Source organism: Streptococcus sp. HMSC076C08 (assembly GCF_001810825.1).
Classification (GTDB): domain Bacteria; phylum Bacillota; class Bacilli; order Lactobacillales; family Streptococcaceae; genus Streptococcus.
Window position 1 is genome coordinate 126,170 of sequence record NZ_KV802735.1, and the last position, 13,229, is coordinate 139,398.

Below are 13,229 nucleotides of genomic sequence, written 5' to 3' on the forward strand. Positions count from 1 at the left end.
TTTGAAAAAATCTGTGATTTACTCTTTAAAATAGAAAATCATTTATGGTAAATAAAAAAGTTTCACCCTACTCTTACGGTAAAGACCACGAGAGTAAGAATGAAACAGTTAATCATTATTTACCAAGTTTTGCTTTAGCTGCATCTGCAAGAGCTGTGAAAGCTGCTGCATCGTTAACAGCCAAGTCAGCAAGCATTTTACGGTTAACTTCGATTTCAGCCAATTTCAAACCATGCATCAATTGTGAGTATGAAAGTCCGTTCAAACGAGCTGCCGCATTGATACGAGTGATCCACAATTTACGGAAGTCACGTTTTTTCTGACGACGGTCACGGTATGCATAGTAGTAAGAGTTCATTACTTGTTCTTTTGCAGTACGGAACAAGATGTGTTTAGCTCCATAGTAACCTTTTGCTAATTTAAGAATACGTTTACGACGTTTGCGTGATACAACGCCACCTTTAACACGTGCCATGTTTTATTTCCTCCAAATATTTCCTAGAATTGTTTACTTACTGTTAGGCTATTATTTCAAGCGAGTAAGCATTGCTTTGATACGTTTGAAATCTCCTGAATGCACCATAGATGCTTTACGAAGATGACGACGTTGTTTCTTAGTTTTTCCGTGGAAACGGTGAGAAGTGTAAGCACGGAAACGTTTAAGTCCACCAGAACCTGTACGTTTGAAACGTTTAGCTGATGCGCGGTGTGTTTTTTGTTTTGGCATGATTTTTTCTCCTTTATTTAACTTTCTGACAATTATTTTTTGTCAGTTGCTGGCGCCAACTGCATGAACATTTGGCGTCCATCCATCTTAGCTCGTTGTTCGATGATCGCAATATCTTGTGTTGCTTCAGCAAACTCGGCTAAAACTTTTGCACCAATCTCTTTATGGGTGATCATACGCCCTTTAAAGCGAATGGATACCTTAACTTTATTTCCTTTTTCAAGGAACTTGCGTGCATTGCGAAGTTTTGTGTCAAAGTCACCCTTGTCAATAGTTGGACTCAGACGAACTTCTTTCACAGTAACAACACTTTGTTTTTTACGTTGTTCTTTTTGCTTTTTCTGATACTCAAATTTGAACTTACCGTAGTCCATAATTTTAGCAACAGGTGGCTTTGCTTGGGGTTGGATCAATACTAAGTCAACATTTGCACTATCAGCTAATGCTTGCGCTTCACTGAGTGGCTTGATGCCTAGCTGTTCTCCCTCAAGACCGATCAAGCGAACTTCACGTACACGAATTTCATCATTGATGAATAAGTCTTGCTTTGCTATGGTTTTCACCTCTTTTTTATTATTAGAGAAAAACAATAGCGGACTCGTAATAATACAAGCCCGCACGTTATGATAGCGTTTCTTAGAAACTTTTCATCCGTAGGGCCAGGCAACTTGATGTCACAAGGCGAGAAGCTCTCACTTCTGCTTTTCTCAACTTTTATATGATACCAAGTTTTCTATCCCTTGTCAAGATAAAAAGTCAATTTTTCGAAAAGTTTGTCTATCTTATCGAACCGTTTCAATTCGCCAACTATTCCATCCTTTAAAGCGGATAGCTCCTTGCTGGTCAGTTCGATAAATCTTACTCTTGATGGATTCTAGTCGTGTCAAGGTTTCCTGATGGGGGAGTTTGGCACGATTGTTCTTACCCACTGAAATGAGAGTAATCTCTGGGTTGAGTTTTTCTAGAAAAGCTGGATTTGATGATATTTTAGCACCATGCTGGCCTGCTTTCAAGACATCCACCTCTAAATCAGGGTATTGCTTTAGAAGATCCTTCTCTCCCTTCTCTTTCAAATTTCCTGTGAAGAGAAAGTGCTTATCCAAAAGTTTCCCATAAAGAATCAGGGAACCATCACGATCCCCATCTCCAATCTGCCTTGGAGATAGGACTTCTAACTGACTTCCAAAAATCGAAAAATTATCCCCCTCTGTCACACTGCGCACCTTAGTTTGACTTGCTTCTAATTCTGCCACAAATTCCTTCTGTGTCAGACTTCCTTTTGATACTAAAATCTCCCCGACATGGAAAGCCTTGGTCACCTCCAGTAAATCACCAACATGCTCCTTGTCTGTATTGGTCAAAATCAGCTGGTCAATCTTGTCTACTCCTCGACTTTTAAGATAGGGAATCAAGGTTCTCTGGGCATTGCTGGTTGTCGCCTTTTCTTGCCAAGCCTCGATTTTCTTACTAGCTTCTACCTTACCACCAACATCTATGAGAATAGTTTTCCCATTCACATCCCGTAGGAAAATACTTTCTCCTTGCCCCACATCCAGCATGGTGATTTCATTTTCCAGTGGATGCTTGGTCAAGAAAAAGAGCCCCACAATAAAGAGACTGAATACTGCTAGTCTTTTAATGTTTTTCCTCATATCATATAGCAAGGCTAATGAAATTAAGAGGAGAATCAACAGCCATGTGGTGGGTTGACCAAGGACCAGGGGCCTACTTGCCAGCTGCGATACCAAGCGAATGATGCCCTCCAACCACTCAAAGACAAAGTTAAACTGAGTGACTGGGTAAACGAAGGACAGAATGAATAAGATGGACAAAAGTGGCAAGAAGACCACATCAAACAGAAAGGAAAATACAAAGGTCAAAAGGATAGACCAAGGCTGAAATTCTGCAAAATAGAAGGATAGAATAGGCAATATTCCCAAGGAAATGACCAGACTTTCTCCAGCAACAGCCTTGATCCCATCGCCTTCTTTGCTAGTCATGGTCAAGATAAAAGCATAGGCACAGGACAAGACACCTCCTGCCGTCAGGAAAAAGTTGGGCATGATGATAAAGAGGACAAGCACCGTCAAGGCAAAATTATCCAAACCCTTGTAGCCATGTTGGGCCAGTAACTTTTGCAAGAGACTACGAATGACCGATGCTGAAAATCCTGTCAGACCTACATAGATAAGGGAAAAGGGATAGGTCAGCCACTTCAACTTTTCTTGGGTCAAGCTCAATCGTAAGAGGAGTTTCTTAAAGGCATCCATAAAGAAGCCCACCTGCATACCTGATAAGGCAAAAAGATGGATAATTCCAAGACTGGAATAAAGCTCATTCATCTCCTCGAAGTCCGTATCTAGATGTCCTAGTAACAGCCCTGTCATGTAGTTGCGCATAGGGTCTGGAAAGTGCGTCTTAATCCAAACTACAGCCTTTCGACGTAAACTAGACAGATTTTCTCTTATATCCCAACTGCTAACCTGTTTCATTGACTGGATACTCTTGATAGTCAAAGTTTGGTAAATCCCTTGAGTCTTCAGATAGGCTTGGTAGTTAAAGCCACCAAAATTCCTCTGCCCTTCGGGTTCCGAAAGTTTTCCTTCTAGTTCAATCTCGTGAAGGTCTGTTAAGGCCTGAAAGAGCTCTTTCTCCTCCTCAGACTGGAGTTTATAGTAAACTTGGAAGGTGCGGCCCTCAGCCTTGCCCCGAAAGGACAGACTATCTCCATTGACCTTAATAGTGTCAGGCAAAATCCGTACCCTTTCAGCAGAATCCACTAGGTTCTGACTAGCTTGACTCTGTTGCCAGTTTTGAAACAGAAACCAAAATCCAAAAACTCCACAAATCGCTAGAACTTTACCGGCCGATTTCCAAGGAAATTGGAAAAAGAGACAGACAAGCAAAAAAACAAAACCTAGCAGTGCGAGATAGGACGCTCCAAAAATGGCGTAGTAAAGCCACAGTAACAGAAAACTCAGATAGATTAGAGGGATAGGGAAATTCTTAATCCACTGTGACATAATCTTTTAGCTTTTCTATGGTCTTAGCGCCAATGCCAGAGACCTTCTTTAATTCATCCACCGACTTGAATTTGCCATTCGCCTCACGATGGTCGATAATATCCTGGGCTCGTTTTCCTCCCAAGCCTTTGACCTGCTTGAGTTCTTCCAGACTAGCTTTATTGAGGTTGACCTTCTTTTCTTTACTTGACGAAGGAGTCGTTCCAGAGGCAGCCTGCTGACTAGCTGCTTCTTCTCCCTTACTTGGAACATAGACAAGAGTCTCGTCACTGACTTTCTGAGCGAGATTGAGCGACTTGCTGTCTGCTTGCTCTGTCAAGCCACCAGCTTTCTGAACGGCATCATGAACACGACTACCTACTGGCAAATCATAAATTCCTGGCGATTTGACAGCACCTTTGACATCCACTGTGATTAGATCTTGTTCAGGAGACTCTTCCTTTTCCTCCTTCTTCACTTCTTTTTCAGACGATGAATCCTTTGAAACGGCCGTGACTTCAGCCTGCAAATTTGTTTCTGTGACGGGTTTTTGTGTAGATGGCTTTAGCAGGAAAAAGCCGCCCAAGGCCAGACCCAAACAAGCACAGATGACAATGATTTTATACTCTTTTATTTTCTCGATAATTGCTTCCATATTTTCTCCTCTCTTAAGTTATTCGCAAGAGAAAGAAAAAAACAGCTGAAAAATCTTTTCAACTGCTTATTTATTTGCAAAATAGTCTTCCTTGGTTAAGACATAATAAACTCTTGTGATAATTCGACCTGGTTCTTTATTATCCATTCTGGCATAGGGTTCTTCGTGGGAAAAACGCATCCCAGATTTCTCCATGACCTTGCCAGATGCGGGATTGTCTTTGTCATGAAGAGCGGTCAACTTGTTCATTCCAATCTTCTCAAAAGCCAGCTCAATCACGGCGCGATTGGCTTCTGTCGTCAATCCTTGATTCCAATACTTTTGGTTGATAATGTAACCAATAGCTGCTTTTTTGAGAATGGGATCAATCTTGTGCAAATCAATAGTTCCAATAAACTGATCATTGCTTTTTAGTTCGATTCCCCACCGTCCCAAGGGATTAGCCAAGTAGAACTGAGCGATGTTGTTCTTGGTTTCTTCTAAGCTTTGATTTGTTGGAAAAGTATAGCGTGTATTTTCTCTGTCTGAGGCATACTCAAACATAGCTTCTGCATCGTCCAAAGTTACAGGTCGGAGCAATAAACGCTCCGTTTCTATAGATGGATACTGGGCAAATTTCACAAATATTGATTCCATACTTTTCCCTCCATTAGAGCTCGATTCTCACTAGTCTAGCATAAATAAATTTGAATGACAAGTTTTTCTTGATTTTTGAAGCGGTTTCATATACAATAAAACCATCACATTTTTGATTTATGGAATGGAATGTGACAACCAAAACAATCCGACAATTGAAAGGTAGGTTATCTATATGTTAATCGGAATCCCAAAAGAAATTAAAAATAACGAAAACCGTGTCGCCCTCACACCTGCTGGTGTTCATAGCTTAGTTTCTCGTGGACATCGTGTCCTCATCGAAACAAATGCTGGTCTCGGTTCAGGATTTACTGATGCTGACTATCAAAAGCAAGGAGCTGAGATTGTCGCTACTGCTGCAGAAGCATGGGCTGCCGAGTTGGTCGTGAAAGTAAAAGAACCACTAGCTTCTGAATATGCTTATTTGCGCGACGATCTTCTCCTCTTCACCTACTTGCACATGGCCGCTGCGCCAGAATTAGCAGATGCCATGCTAGCAGCAAAAACAACAGGAATTGCCTATGAAACTGTTCGTGACAATCAAGGACAACTACCTCTCCTCGTTCCTATGAGTGAGGTTGCCGGCCGTATGGCTGTTCAAATCGGAGCTCACTTCCTTACTAAGCAAGCTGGTGGTTCTGGTGTCCTACTAGGTGGTGTACCAGGCGTTCCAAAAGGAAAAGTAACCATCATCGGTGGTGGTGTCGTCGGTACACATGCTGCCCGCATCGCCCTTGGTCTTGGTGCTCAAGTGACTATTTTAGATATCAGTGCTAAGCGTCTCTCAGTTCTAGAAGAAGTCTTTGGAAACCAAATCCAAACTCTTATGTCTAATTCTTTCAACATTGAAGCAAGTGTGAGAGATGCTGATGTGGTGATTGGGGCGGTTCTCATCCCTGGTGCCAAGGCTCCGAAATTGGTGACAGATGAGATGGTCAAACAAATGCGTCCAGGCTCTGTCATTGTTGACGTTGCCGTTGACCAAGGTGGCGTTATCGAAACAGCTGACCGTGTGACAACACACGATGAACCTGTTTATGAAAAACACGGTGTTCTCCACTATGCCGTTGCCAATATCCCTGGTGCGGTTGCCCGTACTTCAACCATCGCCCTAACCAATGTCACTCTTCCTTATATCGAAGCTCTTGCTGGCAAAGGATTCGCACAAGCAATTGCTGAAGATGAGGGCTTGCGTCAAGGTGTGACCACTTATCAAGGTTACTTAACTAGCCTCCCAGTTGCTCAAGGCCTCGATAAAGAGCACACGTCTATCGACGAACTTGTTTAAAGCTAGACACTCATTAAAAAAGAGCAGTTCAAATCTGAACTGCTTTTTTTTTGCTATTCTGTCTCTTCCTTCTTTTCTTCATTTTTAACTGAAGCTGGTTCATAAGCTCGAATAATCTGAGCGACAACTGGATGACGAACCACATCCTTAGCTGAAAAATGAACAAAGTCGATTTGGTGAATGTTCTTGAGCTTTTCTTGAGCATCAATCAAACCTGACTTAACATTGCGTGGCAGGTCAATCTGACTGATATCTCCATTGACAATCATCTTGGAATTAAAGCCTAAACGAGTCAGGAACATCTTCATCTGCATGATGGTCGTATTTTGTGCCTCATCGAGAATGACAAAAGCATCGTCCAAGGTCCGCCCACGCATGTAGGCAAGAGGCGCGATTTCGATAATTTCACGCTCCATGAGACGGGTCGTCTGATCTTTGCCGAGAATCTGATACAAGGCATCGTAAACTGGTCGAAGATAAGGATCCACCTTCTCCTTGAGATCACCTGGAAGAAATCCTAGACTCTCACCTGCTTCCACTGCTGGACGAGTAAGGATAATCCGCTTGACTTGCCCACGTTTAAGGGCAGTTACTGCCAAGGTCACTGCAAGAAAGGTCTTCCCTGTCCCTGCTGGTCCGATTCCAAAGGTCACATCATGCTGTTTGACACTGTCCACATAAAGTTTTTGACCCAAGGTTTTGACACGAATCGGCTTCCCTGTATTGTCTTTGATAATTTCTTCTTCGTAAAGGGCGACAAACTTGTCGATTTCATCGTTTTTGACCATGCCAATCGCAGTCACCACATCTGGTGTCCCAACTGTCATCCCCCGATTCACCAAGACCATCAAAGCCTGGATAACCTGACGGGCTTCTTCACAGGCAGTCTCTTCTCCGATAACCTGGACAATCTCCGTACGAGCATGAATCACCACATCGAGCTCTTCTTCCATCAAACGAAGATGGCGCTCATTGGAACCAAAAAGATGGAACAAGTCATCTGGGTGACTTAGTTGAATATCTATTGAATGTTCCTTCAAATAAAGAACCTCTCTAATCCGTTTATTTCTTTTTATTATAGCAAAGAGAACAATAAAATACTAGCCTCATCTCATTGTCTCTAGTGTTCTAAGTATTCTTGCCAGATGGCGTCAAAGTCTCCTAGGTTAAAAGAGAAGCTGGCATGCTCCTCCAAAAAGCGACTCACCTCATCAAAATCATCCGTGTGTTTTGGAAAAGCTGACTCCTCAAAAGCAAGATCTGCCAAGATGGCTTTGAGGCTATTACTTTTAGGATTGCGCTCGGTCATGAGCCAAGTGTAAAATGATTTTCTCAATTCTTTCTCCTATCAAGACTTTTTTGATAAAACTTTTCTGATTCTTGAAAATTACTGGACTTAGCCTCTGAAACGTAGTGGTTTATAAAATCCGTTTTCGCATCAGTATAGGCGTCTCGATTGTGTTCAAATTGTTTCCACAAACTGAGTTTTAATTCCTGATACGCTTGGGCAATATCTGGATGCTGGCATAGATAATCTCTAAAATAAATCTCGTCATGATCTCCCGTCATTCGCAAATGTAAATGAAAAACTTTCTCGGCAAATCCCTGCTCTGTATAGCCTTTATTTAGCGAAATCCTGTTAGGACTCTCCGACATCACTAGCCAACCATTCTTCATCAATAAATCCCTAACTCTTGCTAAATCCTCTATTCTACCTACTTCTAACAGAATATCAACGATATTCTTGGCCCAAATATTAGGGATAGCAGTGCTACCGATATGTTCTATTCTTTTAATAACATTTGCACCCAATATTCTTTTCAGATTTGCTTTTTCCGATTCATACCAGTCTTTCCACTCTGACTTGTGCTCTACTAGAAAAATAGGAAAAAGTTGCCAGAGTTCCTCTAAACTCATTTCTTCAAGTTTCTTTATCATGTCTATAAGACCTAAATCAACTCTGTCCCAAACTGGTCTTGCTTGATTTTGCCAGCCTTCATCAAGCCACCGAGTGCTTTCTTGAACTGACCTTTAGAGATACCAAAGGTTGCCTTGATATCGTCAGGAGATGACTTATCATTCAAGGTCATGAAACCGCCATTGCTTTCCAAGTAGGTCAAAATCATCTGGGCATCATTTTCCAACATTTCAAAAGAACGTGGTTTGAGGGAGAGGTTAAGAGTACGGTCCACTTCACGGAAACCGATGACACGCGCATCTAACACTTGCCCCAAACGTGGCTCTGCGTAGCGTTCACTTGGGTGAATGAAACCAAGCATGTTATTCTCTGGTAGGTAAACAAATGTTCCTGACAGCTTGAGACGGTAAACAATGGCTGGCCAGTTTTGGTTCTGCATGTTGTTGTAAGCAGGACGAGCCAGACGTTGGAAGTCTTCCTGATACGCCAAAAGTCCCCAGATTCGGTCTTTCTTGTCCACTTCAAGACGGATGTAAAGTTTATCACCTTTCTTAGGCCAGAGTTCCTTGAGCTCAGGGAGGATATCGAGTGACACAACGATTTCCTTATCAGGTAGACCGGTATCGACAAAGACACCCAAGTCCTTTCGAACTTCTGTTACGGTTCCCCAACCAAATTGGTCCTGAGTCGCAGTAACTTCTTGAGTGGTCAAGCGGAGTTTTTGCTTCATATCCGTGTAGGCAAAACCTTTGACCGTATCCCCTACTGTATGTTGACCTTCTTCTTTAGCAAGAGCATAGGTCTGACCATCCTTTTGCACAAAGTAAAAACGGTCATTTTCATCGATGATGAGTCCAACGATAAAACTTGCAAGATTTGTATTCATATTTCCTTCTTTCGAATAAAACTCAGCCAGCAATGCCAACTGAGTTTTTCTGTTTATTTTTAGACTTCCAAGATTTCTTTTTCTTTATTGGCAGTCATGTCGTCGATGTGTTTCACAGCATCGTCTGTTACTTTTTGAATATCTTTTTCAAGAGTCTTCAATTCGTCTTCAGTGATTTCTTTTGCTTTTTCTTGTTTCTTAGCTTCATCCATAGCATCACGACGGATATTGCGGACAGCCACTTTAGCATTTTCACCGACCTTCTTCACTTCTTTGGCAAGGTCACGACGAGTTTCTTCTGTAAGAGCTGGGATAACCAAGCGGATCACAGAACCGTCATTAGCTGGTGTAATACCAAGATCAGAAGCGTTCAAGGCACGTTCGATGTCTTTCAATGAAGACTTGTCAAATGGTGTTACCAACAAGACACGCGCTTCTGGAATAGTAATTGAAGCGATTTGGTTAAGAGGAGTTTCAACTCCATAGTATTCTACGTGGATACGGTCTAGCAAGCTTGCGTTGGCACGACCGGCACGGATACCTCCAAATTCACGAGCAAGTGATTGGTGAGACTGGGTCATTCTCTCTTTAGCTTTTTCTACAATTGCGTTAGCCATAATTTTCTTATTCCTTTTCTTCGATATTGTTTGAAACTGTTGTTCCGATATTTTCACCAAATACGACACGTTTGATGTTGCCTGGTTGGTTCATGTTAAAGACAACCAAGTCAATGTCGTTGTCCATAGAGAGGGTTGAAGCTGTTGAATCCATGATACGAAGACCTTTGTTGATAACGTCACGGTGGGTCAATTCTTCAAATTTAACAGCTGTCTTGTCTTTCTTAGGATCGGCATTGTAAACACCATCTACGCCATTTTTAGCCATAAGAATGGCATCCGCTTCGATTTCAGCTGCACGAAGGGCTGCTGTTGTATCTGTTGAGAAGTAAGGTGAACCAATTCCAGCACCAAAGATAACAATACGGCCTTTTTCAAGGTGACGAAGGGCACGTCCACGTACATAAGGTTCTGCCACTTGTTGCATGGCAATGGCTGTTTGTACACGCGTATCGACACCAACTTGTTGCAATGAATCTGCCATCACAAGAGCATTCATCACGGTCCCAAGCATTCCAGTGTAATCTGCCTGAACACGGTCCATTCCTGCTTCTGCAGCAGGTTCCCCACGCCAGAGATTTCCTCCACCAATAACAAGGGCAATTTCGATACCTAAGCTATGAACTTCTTGAATCTCTTTTGCGATTGTTTGAACTGTTTGGATATCAATCCCTACGCCACGTTCACCGGCAAGGGCTTCACCTGATAACTTGATTAAAATACGTTTATACTTGGGATTCGCCATTTTTACTCTCCTTTTTTTATCCTACCTATTTTATCACAATTTCTAAGATTTTTATAGTATCATGAGCAATTCTTTGAAAAAAATTAGACTGTTAAAAATTCCTCTAAGTCGGTAAGAGCACGCTCTGCAATTTTTTCATAACGAGCCTTCTTATCACGGATACGCTCGCCATCCAATTCCTTGATAATCCCAAAATTGACATTCATGGGCTGGAAATGCTTGCTGTCCGCATGAGTGATGTAATGAGCCAGACTTCCAATCGCTGTGGTCTCTGGGAAGATAGCTTCACTTTCACCCTTAAAGAGACGAGCTGCGTTAATACCTGCAACCAAGCCTGAAGCTGCTGACTCAACATAGCCTTCTACACCCGTCATTTGACCAGCAAAGAAAAGGTTTGGCTGTTTCTTAGAACGATAGGTCTGCTCCAGAAGATTTGGTGAATCCATGTAAGAATTGCGGTGCATGACCCCATAGCGAACAAACTCCGCATTTTCAAGACCTGGAATCATTTGGAAGACACGCTTTTGTTCTCCCCATTTGAGGTGGGTCTGGAAACCGACGATATTGTAGAGGCTACCAGCCGCATTATCCTGACGAAGCTGGACAACTGCATACGGTGTTTTGAACTCCCCGTCACGAGGGCCTGTATAATCGTCTGGATACTCCAAACCGACTGGCTTCATCGGACCATAAAGCATGGTTTTAATGCCACGCTTAGCCATGACTTCGATAGGCATACAACCTTCAAAGTACTTTTCTTTTTCAAACGAATTGAGCGGGGCTTCTTCCGCATTGATCAATGCTTCATGGAAATCCATAAATTCTTGCTTGGTCATAGGGGCATTGAGGTAGGCTGCTTCTCCCTTGTCATAACGAGACTTGAGATAGACCTTGCTCATATCGATGGTATTGACATCGATAATCGGCGCCGCCGCATCGTAGAAATAGAAACCATCACCGTCATTAAGGGCATGAATCTTTTCAGCTAGGGCATCGCTGGTTAAAGGACCAGTAGCGACAACTGTAATAACATCAGTCGGCAATTCTGTAATTTCATCACGAACCACTTCAATCAAGGGGTGATTAGCCACTTTTTCAGTCACCATTTGAGAGAAACCATCACGGTCCACCGCAAGGGCTCCACCAGCAGGAACACGTGTAGCTTCAGCAGATTCCAAGATAACAGAACCCAAGCGACGCATTTCTTCCTTGAGAAGCCCAACTGCATTGGTCAAAGCATCCCCACGTAAGGAATTGGAACAAACCAATTCAGCAAAATTGTCTGTTTTGTGCTGTGGTGTTGACTTGACCCCACGCATTTCATAAAGTTTAACTGGAATACCGCGTTCTGCGATTTGGTAAGCTGCTTCAGAACCTGCCAAACCAGCACCGATAACATTGATATAAGATTGAGACACGACACTAATACCTCTTTGGGTGGAACCTAAGTTCATATCAAAACAAGCTACTAGACTGTTTGACACCCACAAATCTTTCTAATTTTTCTTCTACTAGTATAACAAAAAAAGGGAAGATGGCAAACTTCCCTGTTTAGTCATTTTCTTGATTTTCTTCCCATTCGTGGTAGGCGGCGTAGAGTTGGCTTTTATTCCACTGGTAGAGTTTCGCAACTTCCTTAATGGCTTGATTTTTCTTCATGCCTTGCTGGATACGAGATTGGATTTCTGAAAACAAGTCCTCCTCGTCCTTTTCCTCCACATCCTGACTGGCACCATCAACGATGAGAAGGCATTCACCCTTGAGTGGCGTTTCAGCAATACTTTCTAGTAGCTCTGAAATCTTTCCTCGTTGGTATTCTTCATAGATTTTGGTCAATTCCCTGACCAAGACTACCGAGCGGTCACCGTAGACTTCTAGCATATTTTCCAATGTATCTGATACACGGTGGGGCGATTCGTAGAAAATCTGAGTTTCTGGGTAATCTTTTTTTAAGTCGAAAAATTGCTTTTGCTGGCCTGATTTTCTCGGTAAGAAACCGTGAAAGATATGTGGTTGTGGAGCTAAACCACTGGCAATCAAAGCAGAAATCCCTGCAGAGGCACCCGGAACTGTCACTACTGCAATTTCTTCCTCAATAGCTGCCTTAACCAAATCATGACCAGGGTCCGAGATACTAGGCAGACCCGCATCGGATACCTGAGCGATACTTTGTCCTGCTTTCAAGAAACCAATCAAATCAGGAATTTTTTCCTTGGCATTGTGCTCGTGAAAACTAATCTGCTTGGTGGAAATGTCAAAATGCTTGAGCAAAAGTCCTGTATTGCGCGTGTCCTCAGCAGCAATCCAGTCCACCTCTTTCAAGGTCTGGATGGCACGAAAGGTCATGTCATCTAAATTGCCAATTGGCGTTGCCACTAGGTAAAGCTTGCCATAGGGAGACTGCCCCTTAAAACTTTTTTGAATCTGCATGCCTACTCCCTGTACAACAACTCGTCACAGAACATACATTCCTCGTCCTGCTCTCGGCGTTGGCCGTAAAAATCATTACATACGTGAAATCCGTCTTTATAGATTCGACGGACGCTTTCACGAACATGCTTAGCCTTGACGGGTGTATCTGCTTCTACCTCGCCCAAGCGTTCGCGCAACTTACTATTTTCCAAGCGAAGAGCTGTATTTTCCTCTACCAGGCTCTTGAGATTTTTCTTGATGGCTTCCACATCGGCCAAGGTCACCAGTAACTGTTGGGAAAAATCGTCTAGCGCATCAAATAATTCTTTCTTGTCCATAAACC

The 13,229-nt window shown here is 42.7% G+C and carries 16 protein-coding genes and 1 other annotated feature; of the genes, 1 reads left to right on the forward strand and 15 read right to left on the reverse strand.

What is annotated here, in order from left to right; all coding sequences use genetic code 11:
* Positions 1–115 precede the first annotated feature (115 nt).
* The 6 genes from rplT to HMPREF2766_RS06960 form a co-directional block, all read right to left on the reverse strand.
* Positions 116–475, reverse strand: a complete 360-nt coding sequence (gene rplT / locus HMPREF2766_RS06935) for a 50S ribosomal protein L20 (protein WP_000124830.1) — start codon at positions 473–475, stop codon at positions 116–118.
* 51 nt (positions 476–526) lie between these two features.
* Positions 527–727 (reverse strand): 50S ribosomal protein L35, encoded by a 201-nt coding sequence (gene rpmI, locus HMPREF2766_RS06940; RefSeq protein ID WP_001125942.1) that lies wholly within the window; start codon positions 725–727, stop codon positions 527–529.
* 32 nt (positions 728–759) lie between these two features.
* Positions 760–1,290 (reverse strand): translation initiation factor IF-3, encoded by a 531-nt coding sequence (gene infC / locus HMPREF2766_RS06945; RefSeq protein WP_000848184.1) that lies wholly within the window; start codon positions 1,288–1,290, stop codon positions 760–762.
* Positions 1,291–1,305: 15 nt separating this feature from the next.
* Positions 1,306–1,437: a sequence feature (ribosomal protein L20 leader region), on the reverse strand.
* Between the two features lie 72 nt (positions 1,438–1,509).
* Complete coding sequence (locus HMPREF2766_RS06950; RefSeq protein WP_070568826.1) at positions 1,510–3,750, reverse strand: DNA internalization-related competence protein ComEC/Rec2; 2,241 nt, start codon at positions 3,748–3,750, stop codon at positions 1,510–1,512.
* Positions 3,734–4,384 carry a helix-hairpin-helix domain-containing protein gene (locus tag HMPREF2766_RS06955; protein ID WP_070568829.1) on the reverse strand — a complete coding sequence of 217 codons (651 nt, stop codon included), beginning with the start codon at positions 4,382–4,384 and terminating at the stop codon, positions 3,734–3,736. Before HMPREF2766_RS06955 ends, HMPREF2766_RS06950 begins: the two co-directional genes overlap by 17 nt.
* Positions 4,385–4,450: 66 nt before the next feature.
* Positions 4,451–5,020 carry a GNAT family N-acetyltransferase gene (locus HMPREF2766_RS06960; protein ID WP_070568832.1) on the reverse strand — a complete coding sequence of 190 codons (570 nt, stop codon included), beginning with the start codon at positions 5,018–5,020 and terminating at the stop codon, positions 4,451–4,453.
* A 175-nt stretch (positions 5,021–5,195) separates the two neighbouring features.
* Here HMPREF2766_RS06960 and ald point away from each other — a divergent pair, with 175 nt between their 5' ends.
* Entirely contained in the window at positions 5,196–6,308 is a 1,113-nt protein-coding gene (gene ald, locus HMPREF2766_RS06965) for an alanine dehydrogenase (protein WP_070568835.1), read from the forward strand.
* A 53-nt stretch (positions 6,309–6,361) separates the two neighbouring features.
* Here ald and HMPREF2766_RS06970 read toward each other — a convergent pair whose 3' ends face one another.
* From HMPREF2766_RS06970 to yabA, 9 genes are all read right to left on the reverse strand, one after another.
* Positions 6,362–7,348 carry a PhoH family protein gene (locus tag HMPREF2766_RS06970; RefSeq protein WP_070568838.1) on the reverse strand — a complete coding sequence of 329 codons (987 nt, stop codon included), beginning with the start codon at positions 7,346–7,348 and terminating at the stop codon, positions 6,362–6,364.
* Positions 7,349–7,428: 80 nt separating this feature from the next.
* Positions 7,429–7,644 (reverse strand): YozE family protein, encoded by a 216-nt coding sequence (locus HMPREF2766_RS06975; RefSeq protein WP_033681906.1) that lies wholly within the window; start codon positions 7,642–7,644, stop codon positions 7,429–7,431.
* Positions 7,641–8,246, reverse strand: coding sequence for a GrpB family protein (locus HMPREF2766_RS06980; RefSeq protein WP_070568841.1), 606 nt, complete (start codon positions 8,244–8,246; stop codon positions 7,641–7,643). The genes HMPREF2766_RS06975 and HMPREF2766_RS06980 overlap by 4 nt, the downstream gene beginning before the upstream one ends.
* 11 nt (positions 8,247–8,257) lie before the next feature.
* Positions 8,258–9,112, reverse strand: a complete 855-nt coding sequence (cvfB, locus tag HMPREF2766_RS06985; protein WP_001095464.1) for an RNA-binding virulence regulatory protein CvfB — start codon at positions 9,110–9,112, stop codon at positions 8,258–8,260.
* A gap of 59 nt (positions 9,113–9,171) precedes the next feature.
* Positions 9,172–9,729 carry a ribosome recycling factor gene (frr, locus tag HMPREF2766_RS06990; protein ID WP_001262235.1) on the reverse strand — a complete coding sequence of 186 codons (558 nt, stop codon included), beginning with the start codon at positions 9,727–9,729 and terminating at the stop codon, positions 9,172–9,174.
* Positions 9,730–9,736: 7 nt separating this feature from the next.
* A complete protein-coding gene (pyrH, locus tag HMPREF2766_RS06995; RefSeq protein WP_000002996.1) occupies positions 9,737–10,474 on the reverse strand; it encodes a UMP kinase in 738 nt (245 codons plus the stop codon).
* Positions 10,475–10,557: 83 nt separating this feature from the next.
* A complete protein-coding gene (gene trmFO / locus HMPREF2766_RS07000; protein WP_000083705.1) occupies positions 10,558–11,892 on the reverse strand; it encodes a methylenetetrahydrofolate--tRNA-(uracil(54)-C(5))-methyltransferase (FADH(2)-oxidizing) TrmFO in 1,335 nt (444 codons plus the stop codon).
* 133 nt (positions 11,893–12,025) lie between these two features.
* Positions 12,026–12,904 carry a 16S rRNA (cytidine(1402)-2'-O)-methyltransferase gene (gene rsmI / locus HMPREF2766_RS07005; protein ID WP_070568844.1) on the reverse strand — a complete coding sequence of 293 codons (879 nt, stop codon included), beginning with the start codon at positions 12,902–12,904 and terminating at the stop codon, positions 12,026–12,028.
* Between the two features lie 2 nt (positions 12,905–12,906).
* Complete coding sequence (gene yabA / locus HMPREF2766_RS07010; RefSeq protein ID WP_000358229.1) at positions 12,907–13,224, reverse strand: DNA replication initiation control protein YabA; 318 nt, start codon at positions 13,222–13,224, stop codon at positions 12,907–12,909.
* Positions 13,225–13,229: the final 5 nt, after the last annotated feature.